Source organism: Chitinophaga sp. RCC_12, from assembly GCF_041360695.1.
Taxonomy (GTDB): domain Bacteria; phylum Bacteroidota; class Bacteroidia; order Chitinophagales; family Chitinophagaceae; genus Chitinophaga.
In genome coordinates, this window is the sequence record NZ_JBFUPS010000002.1 from 388023 (window position 1) to 404410 (window position 16388).

At 45.6% G+C, this 16388-nt stretch carries 14 protein-coding genes; 8 read left to right on the forward strand and 6 right to left on the reverse strand.

What is annotated here, in order from left to right; genetic code table 11:
* Window positions 1-4: 4 nt before the first annotated feature.
* Both AB6805_RS06815 and carB read right to left on the reverse strand, forming a co-directional pair.
* A complete protein-coding gene (locus AB6805_RS06815; protein ID WP_370908690.1) occupies window positions 5-2101 on the reverse strand; it encodes a ComEC/Rec2 family competence protein in 2097 nt (698 codons plus the stop codon).
* A gap of 453 nt (window positions 2102-2554) precedes the next feature.
* A complete protein-coding gene (carB, locus tag AB6805_RS06820; RefSeq protein ID WP_370908691.1) occupies window positions 2555-5371 on the reverse strand; it encodes a carbamoyl-phosphate synthase large subunit in 2817 nt (938 codons plus the stop codon).
* A gap of 198 nt (window positions 5372-5569) precedes the next feature.
* Between carB and AB6805_RS06825 the strand changes: the two genes are divergently transcribed.
* From AB6805_RS06825 to AB6805_RS06840, 4 genes are all read left to right on the forward strand, one after another.
* On the forward strand, window positions 5570-6181 hold the full coding sequence (locus tag AB6805_RS06825; RefSeq protein WP_370908692.1) for a hypothetical protein: 612 nt from the start codon (window positions 5570-5572) through the stop codon (window positions 6179-6181).
* A gap of 219 nt (window positions 6182-6400) precedes the next feature.
* Window positions 6401-6646 (forward strand): hypothetical protein, encoded by a 246-nt coding sequence (locus tag AB6805_RS06830; protein ID WP_370908693.1) that lies wholly within the window; start codon window positions 6401-6403, stop codon window positions 6644-6646.
* 49 nt (window positions 6647-6695) lie between these two features.
* Window positions 6696-7622 (forward strand): DUF692 family multinuclear iron-containing protein, encoded by a 927-nt coding sequence (locus tag AB6805_RS06835; RefSeq protein WP_370908694.1) that lies wholly within the window; start codon window positions 6696-6698, stop codon window positions 7620-7622.
* A 5-nt stretch (window positions 7623-7627) separates the two neighbouring features.
* Window positions 7628-8290 (forward strand): hypothetical protein, encoded by a 663-nt coding sequence (locus AB6805_RS06840; RefSeq protein WP_370908695.1) that lies wholly within the window; start codon window positions 7628-7630, stop codon window positions 8288-8290.
* Here AB6805_RS06840 and AB6805_RS06845 read toward each other — a convergent pair.
* On the reverse strand, window positions 8285-9439 hold the full coding sequence (locus AB6805_RS06845) for an MFS transporter (RefSeq protein ID WP_370908696.1): 1155 nt from the start codon (window positions 9437-9439) through the stop codon (window positions 8285-8287). The two genes, AB6805_RS06840 and AB6805_RS06845, sit on opposite strands and share 6 nt — an antisense overlap.
* Before the next feature lie 26 nt (window positions 9440-9465).
* Window positions 9466-10212, reverse strand: coding sequence for a DeoR/GlpR family DNA-binding transcription regulator (locus tag AB6805_RS06850; RefSeq protein ID WP_370908697.1), 747 nt, complete (start codon window positions 10210-10212; stop codon window positions 9466-9468).
* A gap of 84 nt (window positions 10213-10296) precedes the next feature.
* Between AB6805_RS06850 and AB6805_RS06855 the strand changes: the two genes are divergently transcribed.
* Window positions 10297-10854, forward strand: coding sequence for a 5'(3')-deoxyribonucleotidase (locus tag AB6805_RS06855; RefSeq protein ID WP_370908698.1), 558 nt, complete (start codon window positions 10297-10299; stop codon window positions 10852-10854).
* Window positions 10855-10872: 18 nt separating this feature from the next.
* On the opposite strand, the gene AB6805_RS06860 is transcribed toward AB6805_RS06855, so the two are convergent.
* Both AB6805_RS06860 and AB6805_RS06865 read right to left on the reverse strand, forming a co-directional pair.
* Window positions 10873-11412 carry a hypothetical protein gene (locus AB6805_RS06860; protein WP_370908699.1) on the reverse strand — a complete coding sequence of 180 codons (540 nt, stop codon included), beginning with the start codon at window positions 11410-11412 and terminating at the stop codon, window positions 10873-10875.
* 147 nt (window positions 11413-11559) lie between these two features.
* On the reverse strand, window positions 11560-12159 hold the full coding sequence (locus tag AB6805_RS06865) for a helix-turn-helix domain-containing protein (protein ID WP_370908700.1): 600 nt from the start codon (window positions 12157-12159) through the stop codon (window positions 11560-11562).
* Between the two features lie 489 nt (window positions 12160-12648).
* Between AB6805_RS06865 and AB6805_RS06870 the strand changes: the two genes are divergently transcribed.
* From AB6805_RS06870 to acs, 3 genes are all read left to right on the forward strand, one after another.
* Window positions 12649-12924 (forward strand): hypothetical protein, encoded by a 276-nt coding sequence (locus AB6805_RS06870; RefSeq protein ID WP_370908701.1) that lies wholly within the window; start codon window positions 12649-12651, stop codon window positions 12922-12924.
* A 266-nt stretch (window positions 12925-13190) separates the two neighbouring features.
* Window positions 13191-14348 (forward strand): hypothetical protein, encoded by a 1158-nt coding sequence (locus AB6805_RS06875; RefSeq protein WP_370908702.1) that lies wholly within the window; start codon window positions 13191-13193, stop codon window positions 14346-14348.
* A 112-nt stretch (window positions 14349-14460) separates the two neighbouring features.
* Complete coding sequence (gene acs, locus AB6805_RS06880) at window positions 14461-16374, forward strand: acetate--CoA ligase (protein ID WP_370908703.1); 1914 nt, start codon at window positions 14461-14463, stop codon at window positions 16372-16374.
* Window positions 16375-16388: the final 14 nt, after the last annotated feature.

The following is a 16388-nucleotide window of genomic DNA, read 5'->3' on the forward strand; positions in this document are numbered from 1 at the left end:
AACATTAGAAATTAATAACATAGGCTCCCTGGTCCGGAACCGAAAAGAAGCGCAAAGTTAACACGTAACAATCACTTTTCCATTTCTCAATCCTTCGTGCACTATTTGAAGCCGCAAAAATGAGTGTATCAAACGCATAAAAATCGCACAGTTGCCTGATATTCACTGGTGGATTACGTGTTAATAAAATATAATTGATCTGAAATTTTTCTGATGGCGCCCGATCCGGCAATGCGCTGTCTATAATCAGTATCCGTTTTCCCTCAAAGCTTAGGAAGCGGCCATATTGCTGAAAAGAAGCGGGTGTACCGGCATGCACGCGCAGGTTTGCGCGCGTGTTCAGGAGTTGCTGTGCTATGGATAATTGCCATACACTATCATTACCGGCAAATTGTACCTGGTTACCTTTAATACAATCAATGGCCGTATAGGCGGGCACGTTATAGATAATAATACTGCATTGTCTCTTGCAGGCGGTCACCCAGCTGACACGGGCGATCAGAAGTCCCCAGATACAAAGAAGTCCCATCCACAATCCGGGCCGGAACCTTACCAGTAGCCATAGCGCCAGTGCCGCGATCAGCAGATAAAGCAGTACAGTTTGCGCCAGCGAACAGTGAATATCCCTGATCACGGCACCAGGCAGCTCTCCTATCCACCTGATGCAGCTATTCATTCCGAGGATCATATATTTCAATGCACTGCCCAGCCAAACCGCCGGCTTTCCGAAAGGCGACAGGAGCAACAATATTACTTCTCCGTAAATGATTAGGGTTGACAGCGGCACCGCGATCAGGTTAGCCGGCAAAAAGTAATTGGGAAACTGGTGAAAGTAAAATAGGCTCACCGGTGTGGTGATCAGTTGTGCCGCCAGCGACACCGCTGTCATTTGCCAGAGCCAGTCTGCCCATTGGTATTTCCACTCGAACAGGCGGTAAATGGGCTGGTAAAAAAGCAGGATGCTAAGCACGGCGAGGTACGACAACTGAAACCCTGCATCCACTACCAGGTAGGGATTAAAACATAGTAACATGGCTGCGGAAGCCGCCAAAGTATTGTAAATGCTGCTATGTCGGTGCAATACAAAACGCCCGATAGTAATACCTGTAAATATCACGGCAGAACGGAGTACAGAGGCAGATGCACCGGTGAGTAAGGCAAATCCCCACAGCACAACGAGGATGATCACTGCTTTTGTTACATGCATCCAGCGATGGGCTGGTAGCCATTGCAGCAACCATAGCAGTGTACTGTACAACAGGGCAAGATGCATTCCCGAAATAGCAATCACGTGCACAATACCAGTATTACTGTAGCTCTGCACCACATCCTGGTCAAGGTCCTGGCGGTAACCAATAAGCAATGCTTCTGCCATACCGGCTTCCGGTCCGTTACCAATATATTTTTTCAGATTATACAGACAATAATCCCTTGCCCGCAGCAATAACCTGCGTACCGGATACCCACGATTATACGGTAACAGGTAAAAGTCTGCCGGACCGAGATATACCTGCTGGTAAACCTGTTGCGTTACCATATATTGCTGATAGTTAAACGCCCCGGGGTTACCGTTAAATTTGATGAATTCGGGCCGTTTCCGGGCAATTAATTCGTCTCCGTAGTGAAGAGCAGGCGAAAGACTGTCCTTGCCCGTATAAAGCAATAAACAGCCTTTAACAGGCACCCATTCACCCTCTTTGCAAACGGCTATTACCTGTGCGGTGGTTTTAAAGGAACGGGGCTTTTCCTCCGGAGGTTCATTTATGCGCAACAGGTAAAATGGTGTATCAGCCAGGTACCTGTTATAAAAGCCTTTGCTATGGCGGATATCGGCATTATATAACAGCAAACCGCCACAGCAACAGATCAACAGGGAGCATAATATTCCCGGAAGCCAGGCGGCGGCAAAACGCCACTGCAGCGGTAAAAAACGAAACGCTGATACACCTGCCATGCAACAACAGGTTACTGTAATGTACCAAACAGGGTTCACCGGTATATATAGCTGAAGGGTAATTCCAGCTACCAATGGTGCGATGATACGCAGAAAAGGTGCACGCTTCCACCATTTCACAACAAACAATGCAAATTCAAATTCCATACAGGGTTAACTTTATCGGGTAAACAAACCTCGCATTTATGAGTGGCAAAAGCGTTTTGGAAATGTTAAAAGGGATGTTTCTGACTGCTAATATTTATATATGATATCTTGAAAACTTTCACTTCACCTAAATAAATCCCGGCAAACTAATAAAGCTCATCTTCTTTTTAAGTTATTAATAATCATATAGTATCATATTATACACTATCGCATCTGTTATTGATTAGTTAACATCTCTTTTAAATATAATATTATTTGTAAACTGCATTACCGGTCACGCTATATGAATTGTATCAAGATTCAATAGTCGTGTCTTTAATGGTTATTTTGAGGGAAAAGAAGGAGCCTGATTTTTATCAGGCTCTGTTCATTTTCAGATAAAACGATTTATACATAAAAAAGCCCTTCCGATATAACGGAAGGGCTTTTAATATTTGGTTCCTTAACAGGAAACTATTTACTCAGATACATACTCTTTTCTTTGAAAAGCTGTCTGAAATACGGGTCACGCAGATCCTTGATAAAGCGGATCGCTTCTCCTGTAGATTTCATTTCAGGTCCGAGTTCCTTGTTTACACCCGGGAACTTATTGAAAGAAAATACCGGCTCCTTGATAGCAAAACCTGTAAGATTCTTTACAATGGTAAAGTCCTTCAGCTTATTGGCGCCTATCATCACTTTAGTGGCAATGTTCAGGTAAGGTACCTGGTAAGCTTTCGCAATAAACGGTGTAGTACGCGATGCACGCGGATTAGCTTCGATCACAAACACATTACCATCTTTAATGGCAAACTGGATGTTGATCAAACCACGGATATCAAGTGCACGTGCAATCTTTTCTGCATAGTACTCCATAGTGGTTACCTCAATTGGCGACAGGTTGAAAGCCGGCAGCAACGCATGGCTGTCGCCACTGTGAATACCCGCGGGTTCAATATGTTCCATCACACCCATTACATGGAAATCAGTACCATCAAAAATACCATCTATTTCCGCCTCCTGACAACGATCCAGGAAGTGATCAATTAATATTTTATTACCTGGCAGGTGTCTGAGCAGGCTCAGTACAGATTCTTCCAGTTCTTCTTCATTGATAACAATCCTCATGCGCTGCCCACCCAATACGTAGGAAGGACGCACCAGCACCGGGTAACCCACTTCTTTCGCCACATCAATAGCGTCATCCGTGTTGTAAGCAGTACCGTACTTAGGATAAGGAATACCAAGTTCTTTCAACATATCGGAGAAACGGCCGCGGTCTTCCGCAATATCCATGTTGTCAAAGGATGTACCTATGATCTTCACGCCATTTGCTTCCAGGCGCTTCGCCAGTTTCAGCGCAGTTTGACCACCCAGCTGAACAATCACACCTTCGGGTTTCTCCAGTTCTATTATTTCCCAGAGGTTTTCCCAGAACACCGGCTCGAAATACAGCTTATCGGCCATATCGAAATCGGTTGATACCGTTTCAGGGTTACAGTTCACCATGATGGCCTCATATCCGCAATCCTGGATGGCTTGCAAACCATGCGTACAGCAGTAGTCGAACTCAATACCCTGTCCAATCCTGTTTGGACCGGAACCGAGTACAATGATCTTTTTCTTATCGGTAGGAACACTTTCGTTTTCTGTATCAAAAGTAGAATAGAAGTAAGGCGTTTTTGCTTCAAACTCTGCGCTGCAGGTATCTACCATTTTAAATGTGCGGCGGATTCCCAGCTCTTTACGTTTGGCGTATACTTCATCTTCATCACAATCGCCAAACAGGATAGCCAGCTGCGCATCAGAGAAGCCCATTTTCTTGGCGTCTCTCAGCATATCAACGGAAACAGTCTGCAAGTCAAGTTCCAGCAATTGTTTTTCCAGGTTCACGATATCCTGTATCTGGTGCAGGAACCAACGATCAATAAAGGTAAGCTGATGAATATGTTTTACCGATACGCCCGCCATCAAAGCATCTTTGATACGGAAAATACGATCCCAGGTTGGACGCTTTAATTTTTCAATCAGTTGCTCGCTCTTCATGAGTGATTTACCATAGTAACCCAATCCCAACGCATCGTTCTCGAGGCTCTGGCAGGCTTTCTGCAAGGCTTCGGGGAAAGTACGTCCGATAGACATTACCTCTCCTACCGACTTCATCTGCAATCCTAAAGTATCATCAGCTCCTTTGAATTTATCAAAGTTCCAGCGCGGCATTTTAACGATTACATAGTCCAGTGCCGGCTCAAAAAATGCGGAAGTAGTTTTGGTGATCTGGTTTTCCAGTTCATCCAGTGTATAACCAATCGCCAGTTTCGCAGCGATTTTTGCAATCGGATAACCGGTTGCTTTGGATGCCAGTGCAGAAGAGCGGCTTACACGGGGATTGATTTCAATGGCGATCAGCTCTTCATTTTCAGGATTAAGAGAGAACTGCACATTACAACCACCGGCAAAGTTGCCGAGGTCCCGCATCATAACCATCGCTTTGTTACGCATGTCCTGGAAAGCGGTATCGCTCAGGGTCATCGCAGGAGCTACTGTAATGGAATCACCGGTATGGATCCCCATGGGATCAAGATTTTCCACGGTACAAATGATAACAACGTTATCATTCTTATCCCGCAGCAATTCAAGTTCAAATTCTTTCCATCCGAGTACGGCTTTTTCCACCAGAACCTCATGGATCGGAGAAGCCTTTAAACCACGGTCCAGTGCTTCATCCAGGTCGTCTTTGCTATGTACAAAACCACCACCGGTACCACCCAGCGTGAAAGAAGGACGGATTACCAGCGGAAATCCTATTTCCTGGGCAAACTCTTTACCTTCCAGGTAGGAGTTGGCTGTTCTGGCAGGCGCTACGGGTATTCCCAGCCGGATCATCCACTGACGGAACTGTTCGCGGTCTTCCGCCTTATCAATGGCTTTGATGTCTACTCCAATCAGGCGAACGTTATTTTTTTCCCATATTCCCAGTTCGTCTACTTCCTTACAAAGGTTCAGCGCAGTTTGGCCGCCCATAGTAGGTAATACGGCATCTATCTGGTTTTCTTCCAGAATCTGCTCAATGCTTTCCACGGTCAGCGGCAGCAAATAAACCTTATCGGCCATCATAGGATCCGTCATGATGGTAGCCGGATTGGAATTAATCAAAATCACTTTAATTCCTTCTTCCCGCAGCGAACGTGCTGCCTGGGAACCGGAATAATCAAATTCGCAAGCCTGCCCAATAATAATGGGTCCAGAACCGATAATGAGTACAGATTTGATAGATGAGTCTTTTGGCATTTGTGTAATCTATTGAAAATGAAAAACCAAATTGATTTTTCTGCCGTGTGAGGGAACAAAAAAATCGTGCAAAGTTACGGGATTTGAAATTTATAAACAGAAATAAATTTTGTTTTAGGGGAAGATTTTTTTGGGAGATGGATGAATGTAGTTGAATTTATATAGAATAAATACGTTATTTGGCAGAAATAATCCGACATGCAAGAAATCCCTGAAGCCTGGAAAGCTGTTCAAATAAAATACGGAAGCAAGGCAATCTTTATTGAAGGTGATTATATCCAGCCGAATTACCGCTTCAACCTTGATTTTAATTATCATCTTACAGAAGGACATTTGTCTTTTTCCTGGAGACACACCAAGAATACCTACGAACAACAGCAAAAATTCAAATGGCACGCAATCGATGACCCCAGGCGGCAAATCGGAAACATCTATGATACTCAAACAGTGCTGTTAATGGAGCTACCGGTGCAAAAAAACAGGTTGAAAATTTTCACTACTGGTCCGCTCATGAACCTGTTAAACTGGCTATATCCGGGCAAAATTAGCACAGGCCACGCCAACTTTGATGAAACCTTCATCACCATTGCGAAACCAGCGTCCATAGTACCAAGTCTGATGCCATATCTGGGCTTTTTATTGCATCCCTCACTTGGCCGTTCATTGTCGCTTAATATCAGTTGGCAAGATGCAGAAACTGCACTATTCTACCTAAGACTAAAAATCAACCAATTGATAACAGATGAACAAGACCTCGAATTCATCCTGGCGAATACCTTTAAACTGACGAATCAATTAAGCCGATGCTGATAAAGATCCCCTGCTCATGATCTTCAGGAATTACCCGTTCCTCACTTTCCCGTATAAATACTTATCATGATTTCATCTTATTCTCCTAACTTTATCATCCGCAGTTAAAAATAAACTGCGCTGCAACCCCAAAAAGACTGGCACTAAATTCTACGACAGCCCTGCCCTGCAGGGAATCCTCCTTTTATTTTATAGTTAAACACCCCAAAATTAAACGTCATGCGCACAGCTGAAATTCATTACGGCGACAATGGTCACGTAGATGTTGCCGTTCCTAAAGGCACCAAAATGGAAGACATCGCCAAACTGCAATCTATGGTGATCAAACAAATCAATCCCCGCGGATGCCAGGCCTGCTTATCCGGCGTTCACTTTAACATCCGGGAAAAACTGGAAGAAGTGATTAAAGTTGACCTGGATAAAATGGCGGTCATCAAAGACATTGCTATCAAACAACAACATTAATGCGGATACCGTCCCGGCCTTGCCGGGACGGTTCTTAAACCTCCTCACCATGTCACAAGTATTATCAACAGCCAGGGTGGGCCGTCTTTATCAGCAAACTATTCCACAGCTGGGCGTAGGCCTCCTCTACAATCCTGCGCTGGAACTATACCTGGATGCATGCCCCGGCATTTGCGATTACGTGGAGATTATCCCGGATATGTTCTGGACGGATCGCGGAAACAATACTCCACAACGGTTTGAAGAAATTGAATCCTGGATGAAAGTCCTGGATAAAATAGCAGCCCAATATCCTTTAACTTCTCACAATATCTCCTACTCCCTCGGCAGTGCAGGTATCTTCGATAAAGCTTATCTGCAAAAAATGAAAGAATGGCATGAACGCTATCGCTTTAAATGGCATAGCGATCACCTCTCTTTTGTAAAAGTGCACAACGAAGAACAGGAAGAACACAATGCAGGACTTGCTGTACCGGTACCATATGATTATGAAGTACTGGATATGATCGGTGGTCGCATCAATGCCATCAAACGCTCCATCAGCACACCTTTCCTGGTGGAAAATAATGTATACTTTATCGACCTTCCCGAACAGGAACTCAGCGAAACCGCCTTTCTTAATGAGTTATCACGCGATACTTCTTGCGGTTTACTGCTGGACATCCACAATGTATATACGAATGCAGTGAATCATCACTTCGATGCAAAAGCTTTCATAGCACAACTGGAACTGGATAAAGTCATTGAAATACATATTGCAGGCGGAAACGAAATGGCCGGCATGTACACTGATTCCCACGCAGGGCCGTGTCCGCCGGAAGTATGGGAACTACTCGATTATACGTTACCGTTAGTACCCAATTTATGCGGCATCACCTTCGAGTTTCATGAATCTTATTTTCACCTGCTGCAATTCGACGGTGTTACCCGCGAGCTGAACAGGGCGAAAGCAGCCTGGAACCTTTATCATACCTGAATACTATGTCACTTCTATCTTTTCAGAAAGCACTGACAGACCTGATTGCCTCCCCGCAATTATGCCTGCAGCTGCGGAATGATGCCGCAGCAGTATTATCACGGTACGATCTTACCGGCCGTGAGCAGCGACGGCTGCAAACAGTAGTGTACCAGCAGGGCATGTCGGTAAGTTGTACCCTGTACCGGGTAAACAGGATCACGCCCATTTACACGATGCTTCCTTATACCTGTTTTTTACTGGGCGGGCAACTGATGCCGGTAATAGAAGCGTTTTGGGCCATCGACAACCGATCGGATCTTCAGTTTAAAAGGGAAATCAACATCTTTGGGGAATTCCTGTTGCAGAAATTACTAAGCAGGGAAATTGTGAACCCTTACCTGCGGGAAATTGTAGTGATGGAGCTCGCCATGAATGAATTGAAATTTTTACCGCGGGAATCACTGATGGAAACCGGTGACGATGAAACAAGCTTACATCCGCTGGTCAGGCTGGTGCCATTTGATCATCCGCCGGAACCCTTGCTCACAGCGCTTGCGGGCATGAAGTTACCCGAACGGGAAGAAGATACCGGTGAATACTGGCTGATGCTCGACCACCGGGAAGAGGAACTTTCTTTCCGCGCGCTGCCCCACAAAAATGGAGCAGCGGCGGTAGCAGGATTATAATTTAATCCTGGAAGACATCACGGCTATGGCAGCGCCCATAACAGCAATCATCGTAAAAGCCACGCCAAGATTGGTAGCCTGGGCTACAAACCCAATCAGCGGAGGTCCAAACAGGAATCCGAAATAACCGATGGTAGATACCGTGGCCAGTGCCATCCCCGGCGGTAATTTTGTAGATCTGCCCGCAGCACTGTATACCAGCGGCACCACTGCCGATACACCGGCGCCCACCAGCATAAAGCCCAGCATGGCCGGAACAAAGTAAGGAAAGATAACCGCTACCAGCAAACCACTGGCAGTAAGTCCACCGCTTATCAGCAGCATCTTTTTAACACCCAGCCGTGTAGTCAGGTAATCTGCTATAAAACGTCCGGATGCCATGGTACTCATAAAGGCAGCATAACCCGCGCCGGACCATCCCTCCCTGACCTGTATCACCCTGCGGAAATAAACCCCGCTCCAGTCAAACATAGTACCCTCGCAGATCATAGAGCACATGGCGATAATTCCCAGCGTAAACAGGAAAGCATCCGGCCTGCCAAATAAAGAAGGTGCATTATTTTCATTGGTTACACGAACCACCAGCCGGTTCATTGTGATGACGATGAGGATCCAGGAAACCGCGGTAACAATTAAAAAGTGATATACCGGCGCCAGGTGCAAACCTGTCATCCAGGTACCAAAAGCCGCCCCGGTAAAACCCGCTACACTCCACAATCCGTGAAACGAAGCCATAATAGAACGGCCATACATGGCCTCCACGCCTACTGCCTGTGTGTTCACCGCAATGTTGGCAAGGTTACCAAAAAAGCCAAAGAATACCAGGAATGCACTCAGCTCCAGGGAAGTATGCGCCAGTCCGAGCACCGGCAGTACCGCGGCATACGCCACCGCGGCAATCAGCAGTACCTGGCGGCTGCCGTATTTCGATACCAGTATGCCGGCAACCGGCAGGGAAATGATGGAACCCACCGGCAGCGCCAGCAGCACGCTTCCCAGCCCGGCATCATTTAATTTTAATGCGAGCTGAATATCCGGAATGCGGGAAGCCCAGCTGGAAAAGCATAGTCCGGTTAAAAAAAACAAGGCGCTCACCGCAATACGCGTGGCTCTTTTATTAATCATTACCATCGGTAGATCGTGTAACATCTTCGGTCAGATAAAAGTTGAATTGATCAGATCACCTGTATTCCAAGGTTAATATAAGGTTTTAGAGATGGCAGGTCCGGATTATCTGTAATAATCGTATCCAGGCCTGTGATATCACATACTTTAAAAGGTTCTGCTGTACCCATTTTATCACTGGTAGCCAGTGCGATGGTTTTATTGGCAGATCCAACCATTACGCTTTTCACATCTGCTTCACCAAGATCCAGGCCTGTTACGCCCGCATCCGGATGCAAACTGCAGATGCCCAGGAAGCAGATATCCGCCCGCATTTTCTCCAGCATACGGATCGTATCCATACCACCGGCTGTTTGGGAATCTTTACCAATCAGCCCACCCGTGAAAATCACTTCGATAACGGGGTGCTCTATCAGTTGTGCCACTATCGGTACACTGTTCGTAATAACCGTGATATGAAGATTAGCAGGAAACAGTTTTGCCAGCATTAAAGTAGAAGTTCCACCATCAAGAATAATGGTTTGACCATTATGCAGATACGCCAGGGCTTTGGTGGCAATATGCTTCTTATCATCTTCATGATATACGATACGCTCCTTAAAAGAATAAGGATTCGGTGAATGCGGGATCGCTCCTCCCCGTACTTTGATCAGCTGCCCGTTTTGCGCCAGCGATTCAAGGTCCCTGCGCACGGTGTCTTCCGATACCTGCAAATCACTGCTAAGCTCTGTTTGCAGCACTTTATGATCTGTTTGCAGCTTTTTGAGGATATAATCCAATCTTTCCTCTCTCAACATGGGTCGTGCTATTTTATGCAATATTATGAAAGATTATGCAATAATTTGCAGAATATCGCATAACTTTGCATAAAATAGCAAAATATGGCAAGAATAGCAATCGACATGGACAATGTAATGGCAGACCTTACCCAACATCTGCTGGACGTATACGCAAAGGAATATGGTGAAGTAATAGATCCGGAGCGTTTGAACAACATCCCCGAAGGCAGCGCTTTCCCTGAGGGAGTAGCCACGAAAATACTGAGTGCCCCGGGATTTTTCAGGGGGATACCGGTAATGGCGGGCAGCCAGGAAGTAGTAAAGGCACTGGCAGACCAACACGAAGTTTTTGTAGTATCCGCAGCCATGGAATTTCCATTGTCACTGGCGGAAAAACACGCATGGCTGAATGAACATTTCCCTTTTATCAGCTGGAAAAACATAGTATTCTGCGGGTCCAAAACCATTGTGGAAGCGGATTACATGATTGACGACCACGATAAAAACCTGTCTACTTTTAAAGGAACACCACTCCTGTTTACAGCACCGCACAATTTACCTCTTACCGATTACAAACGGGTAAACAACTGGGAAGAAGTAGCTGAATATTTTGAATTGAGTGCTGTAAAAAATGAAAACCATTTGCTGGCTGTGAGCTAACACCGGATTGATCCCGGCTTACCTGGATTCCAGGGTACTGATCCTTTTTTCGAGGGTGCTTACCTTGCGGGCGTACTGTTGTACCTCCATACATTTGTCCAGGTAGGCTTCCACCCAGTTAACTTCCTGTTTCAGGGCGGGTGGACCGGTAAAGTAACCGGGAGATAATTGCAAATGTTCCCGTAACAGCTCCAGCTGCTTATCGCTGAATACCGCAGTATCCAGCCATTCATGCATATTATTTAACGATATGTGCAGTTGAGCCGCCAGTTGCTCATCTGTTATTTTTTGCTTCGCAAGATATAACTGCAGCAGTTCCCCCTGATGGCAGGTATTTCCTTCCAGTGAGTTCCAATGGTAAAAGTCCTCCAGCGTAACGGGAACGGCTTCCAGCAATATATCCAGCTTTTCCTTTTTAATAGCTGCCTGCGAAAAATAACGATACAGGCCTTGCGGGGTTAATTTAACTTTCTTAGCATAATGCAGGATCACAATTTCCTTTTGCCTCAGTATACGCCGCAACCTGGCGCCTGCATGAACATAATATGGAACTGACATTTATACGATTCCTGTTTTGGTGAAGAATGGGGTGTGTATACAAATATAATACTTTTATGTTCTCAAAACAGCGGTTGTTCTCTTGAATTTTAAAGTACAGTGGCTAAAACTATCAACAAATATCATTATAACAAACTGGATGCTATTTTAACTATTTTGTTTGCGGAAAGCCGCCAGTTCTTTCTTTATCTGCAGCAACTCATCTTTCAGTGCAGCATGACTTTTCAGCAACTGCGTATATTCTTCCAGCTGCTTATAATATTTCTCCCTAAGCAACATCATTTCTTCGCTGTCCGTATTACGGGCTTCCTGCACGGTACCAGGGTTAAGAAAGGCATCCACGCTCATATCCAATCCTTTTGCCACCCTGTCCAGTTCGTCCGGCGAAAAGCTTTCTTTCTCAAATAAGTTATACATGGTACGACGGCTCATATCCAAACGGCCGGCCAGCTTACTTTTATTCAACCCTTTCTCTGCAATGATATGCTGTAAGCGTTCTCCGTGATGTATACTTTTACCATTCGTTAGCTGCATCGCGCCATTCCATCTCATAAATTCCTCAGGGGTAATACCAATAAGCGCGCAAAAGCGCTCCATCGTAGCGCGTTTCATATCACTTTTCCGCAAGTGATAATGAGCGATTTGGTTTGTAAAACCGGCCATAGTGGCGAAATCAACAATCTTTATTTTTTTTTGCTTCAAGATCTGTTTCAACCGGTGTCCCATGTGTATCAGGCTCGACTGCATCCCTTTTCATTTTAAATTATGATGCTACATACAGGATGACCTGTCGTATTATCGTATAATTTAACAATTAATATTTCATTCTGTAAATAAAAATATCAATTTAACGAAAAAAATATAAGTCCGTAACCAGCCCTGGCAACAAATATCCGTACTAACTACAAAGGGTATACGCAAAAAAATAACAAGAAATATTTATCGATTTAATAACGATGAAATCAGAATGATAACAAACAGGATTATTGTGTAAACGATACACATCATTTATAGATTAACGAATCATAAACAAAAGCATAATAATTCTCTCAAACCCGCTACTGTAAACAGTTATATCATCACATATTTTTTTTGAAGAAAGTAAAGTTTTATAATTATAAATTGCATGATTATAAATATATTTGCTTACACCTTAAAGTAACTTTAAAACATGTTCTACTATTCCGACAATTCATTTGTTAACCATATCCAATCATTCTGAAAATAATACCCACTATGAGCAAAGAACCAATAAATGTGCTACTTGACATTCACACCAAACTTTCCAGTCTTCCTGTGCTGTTCAGGGAGAAAGTATGTGAAGAATGTAACTGGAGCACACCCACATTTTATCGCAAGATGCGCGGAAGAGATAAGCCGAATCCAAATGAGAAAGGAAAAATCATTCCTGCACTCAGTAATGCGGAAAAGCAACGAATCATTGAAATTATGGAAGAAGTATTTGCATCCGGTGAAGATGACCTGGCCAAATACCGGAAACCTTCCAAATGATCCCTGTTGCCTTTCATCCGCCGTTTGTAATAACATCTTACGTAAAAGTAATCATGCTCCGTAAAGCCTTGTTCCCCACCCCGGGCAAACGAGGCTTTACTTTTACTAGCATCGCCTTCGGCGATGGAAATTGTCTTGGAGCAGGATTACGCTGATTATACTGATTTCACTGAGATATCTTTTAGGATTTTAACTTCCGGATTACGATCAACTAAGTTTTTCTTTTTAAAACTAAATTATTAGTTTTAAGGATAAATACAATGTCTATGAACCGGATTATATATCGGATAACCCAGTGGTTTATCAGCCTGCTGCTACTTATAAATATCGCTACCGTGGCCCTGGCACAGGAATCTATCGACCGCACGCAGCTGATGGAATACCTCCAGAACCAGCAATATGAAGCCGCCATCAACTACCTGCAGCCGCGCGTACAGGAAAATAATATCGGGCAGCTTTCCCTCCTGGCATATACGTACTACCTCTCGGGAAAAACAAAAGATGCCATGACCCATTATGAAAAGGTACTGGCACTGGACAGCAACAATGTGCCGGCACATCAATACCTGGCCAGCATCAGCATGCAGCTGGAAAGCCCGCTGCCTGCCATTTTTCACTACCGGCAAATTGTCCGGCTACAACCCGCCAATGCCACTGCATACAAACAACTCAGCTTCGCCTGCTTCGCAGCACAACAGCCGGATACGGCATTTTTCTACCTGCAAAAAGCATATGCGCTCAATCCGGCAGATCCAAAAGTAACCGCACGTTTAGGGGAAGAACTGATCGAAAAGCAGCAATATCCGCTGGCAGACAGCATCCTGCGGACCTTTCTGAAAACAGACTCGCTCCAGCCCACCGTTATCATGACCGCCATCAGGTCCGCCTGGTTCCTGAAAGATTATACCCGCTGTACCGACCTCGGCACGCAACTGATGCGCATGAATATCCTGTCACCCAACACCTTCAGCATCGTTTCTGCTGCCTGGTATACGCTCAAACAATACCCGCAATGCATCAACGTGTATGAATACGTGCAGGCCAATAAAGGGCAGTCTGAAACCATTACGTATTACGCAGCCCTTGCCTATACCGCATTAAAAAACTATACCGCCAGCAATGAACTGCTGCAAACCTGCATCGACATGGCTACCTCGAAAAGCCTGAACAGCTACTACAGCGGGAAGTCGGTGAACTACGAAGGCCTCCGCCAATACAAATCAGCCGTCGCCAACCTGGATACCGCCTACTATCTTTTTCACCAACCCCTGCACCAATACAGTATTGGCCGCATCTACGAGGTACATCTCCGCAACAAACCGCTGGCTACCCGTTACTATAAACGCTACCTGCAACTGGGCAACCCTGCTAATCCCCAGGAAGCAGATATTTACAAATACCTCCGCTCATATGTTGAAAAATAATCTGCTTTTAATATGATTTTTTAGATTATCTCTACCAAACCATCTGGTTTTTCTTAAATTTAAAGCCCGTTAGGAAAATGCTTGTACTTAACCAATAAACAATTACGGTGCTATGTCGTACCCATACCAGATCAAGAGTATCGAAGATTATCAGCAGGCTTATCAACAGAGTGTGATTGACCCGGAAGGCTTCTGGGCCAATGTAGCAGACCATTTTTACTGGCGTCGCAAATGGGACAAGGTATTGGACTGGAACTTCAAAGACCCGGAAATTAAATGGTTTACCGGCGCTAAACTGAACATTACAGAAAACTGCCTGGATCGCCACCTGGGCACACTGGGCAATACTCCCGCCATCATCTGGGAACCCAATGACCCGGAAGAACACCACCGCATTATCACGTACCGCGACTTATACAACAAGGTTTGCCAGTTTGCGAATGTGCTCAAGAACAACGGCGTTAAAAAAGGCGACCGGATATGTATTTACATGGGCATGATCCCGGAGCTGGCGATCGCCATCCTGGCCTGCGCCCGTATCGGCGCTGTTCACTCCGTAGTATTCGGGGGTTTCAGCGCACAGTCTATTGCCGACAGGATACAGGATGCCCAGTGCAGCCTGGTAATCACCTGCGACGGCGCATACCGCGGCGCAAAGGATATCCCGCTGAAATCCGTTATGGACGACGCATTAATGGCATGTCCATCTGTAAAAAAAGTAATTGTATGTACACGTACCCGCACCCCGGTAAGCATGCTGAAAGGTAGGGACCTGTGGTGGGAAGATGAAATAAAACAGGTAGAAACAATGGGCAACCCGCCCTGCCCGGCGGAAGAAATGGATGCAGAAGATCTCCTGTTCATCCTTTATACTTCCGGCTCTACCGGCAAACCCAAAGGCGTGGTTCACACCTGCGCCGGCTACATGGTATACGCCAACTATACCTTCGTAAATACCTTCCAGTACCAACCCGGTGAAGTATATTTCTGTACTGCAGATATCGGCTGGATTACCGGTCACAGCTACATTGCCTATGGTCCGCTCAGCGCAGGCGCCACCACGCTCATGTTTGAAGGGGTGCCTACCTACCCCGACGCCGGCCGGCTGTGGGAAATTGTAGATAAATTCCGTGTCAATATCCTGTATACCGCACCAACAGCCATCCGCAGCCTAATGAGCTATGGCCTCGGCCCCGTTAATCATAAAGACCTCAGCTCCCTCAAAAAACTGGGCAGCGTAGGAGAACCGATCAACGAAGAAGCCTGGCATTGGTTTAAAGATAATATCGGCAAAGGCAAATGCCCGATCGTAGATACCTGGTGGCAAACAGAAACCGGTGGTATCATGATCACCCCTATTGCAGGCATCACCAAAGAAAAACCAGGATACGCCACCCTGCCACTGCCGGGTGTACAACCGATCCTGGTAGATGAAACCGGTAAAGAACTCAAAGGCAACGGCGTAAGCGGGAACCTCTGCATCAAGTTCCCCTGGCCCGGCATGCTGCGCAGCACCTACGGCGATCACGAACGTTTCCGTAAAACATATTTCTCTACCTACGAAAATCTCTACTTCACCGGCGACGGCTGCCTGAGAGATGAAGATGGCTATTATAGAATTACCGGCCGCGTGGACGACGTACTCAATGTAAGCGGTCATCGCATCGGTACAGCGGAAGTGGAAAATGCCATCAATATGCACGCCGGCGTTGTGGAAAGCGCCGTGGTTGGGTATCCTCACGATATTAAAGGCCAGGGCATTTATGCTTATGTGATCACCGAACGTCTCACGCATGATCCTGAACTGACTAAAAAAGATATCGCACAAACAGTGGCCCGCATCATCGGTCCCATTGCCAAGCCGGATAAGATACAGATCGTAAGCGGTTTGCCTAAAACCCGTTCCGGTAAAATCATGCGCCGCATCCTGCGCAAAATTGCTGAAAACGATATGGACAACTTAGGCGATACCTCTACCCTGCTGGATCCTGGCGTGGTAGACGAAATCAAAAGAGGAAAACTGTAACAGCTTCCAAAGCT

What these genes read in the sequence shown, in the direction of transcription:
- AB6805_RS06815 (WP_370908690.1), bottom strand. Translation starts at nt 2,101, where the DNA reads ATGGAATTTGAATTTGCATTGTTTGTTGTGAAATGGTGGAAGCGTGCA.
- carB (WP_370908691.1), bottom strand. Translation starts at nt 5,371, where the DNA reads ATGCCAAAAGACTCATCTATCAAATCTGTACTCATTATCGGTTCTGGA.
- AB6805_RS06825 (WP_370908692.1), top strand. Translation starts at nt 5,570, where the DNA reads ATGCAAGAAATCCCTGAAGCCTGGAAAGCTGTTCAAATAAAATACGGA.
- AB6805_RS06830 (WP_370908693.1), top strand. Translation starts at nt 6,401, where the DNA reads ATGCGCACAGCTGAAATTCATTACGGCGACAATGGTCACGTAGATGTT.
- AB6805_RS06835 (WP_370908694.1), top strand. Translation starts at nt 6,696, where the DNA reads ATGTCACAAGTATTATCAACAGCCAGGGTGGGCCGTCTTTATCAGCAA.
- AB6805_RS06840 (WP_370908695.1), top strand. Translation starts at nt 7,628, where the DNA reads ATGTCACTTCTATCTTTTCAGAAAGCACTGACAGACCTGATTGCCTCC.
- AB6805_RS06845 (WP_370908696.1), bottom strand. Translation starts at nt 9,439, where the DNA reads ATGTTACACGATCTACCGATGGTAATGATTAATAAAAGAGCCACGCGT.
- AB6805_RS06850 (WP_370908697.1), bottom strand. Translation starts at nt 10,212, where the DNA reads ATGTTGAGAGAGGAAAGATTGGATTATATCCTCAAAAAGCTGCAAACA.
- AB6805_RS06855 (WP_370908698.1), top strand. Translation starts at nt 10,297, where the DNA reads ATGGCAAGAATAGCAATCGACATGGACAATGTAATGGCAGACCTTACC.
- AB6805_RS06860 (WP_370908699.1), bottom strand. Translation starts at nt 11,412, where the DNA reads ATGTCAGTTCCATATTATGTTCATGCAGGCGCCAGGTTGCGGCGTATA.
- AB6805_RS06865 (WP_370908700.1), bottom strand. Translation starts at nt 12,159, where the DNA reads ATGCAGTCGAGCCTGATACACATGGGACACCGGTTGAAACAGATCTTG.
- AB6805_RS06870 (WP_370908701.1), top strand. Translation starts at nt 12,649, where the DNA reads ATGAGCAAAGAACCAATAAATGTGCTACTTGACATTCACACCAAACTT.
- AB6805_RS06875 (WP_370908702.1), top strand. Translation starts at nt 13,191, where the DNA reads ATGAACCGGATTATATATCGGATAACCCAGTGGTTTATCAGCCTGCTG.
- acs (WP_370908703.1), top strand. Translation starts at nt 14,461, where the DNA reads ATGTCGTACCCATACCAGATCAAGAGTATCGAAGATTATCAGCAGGCT.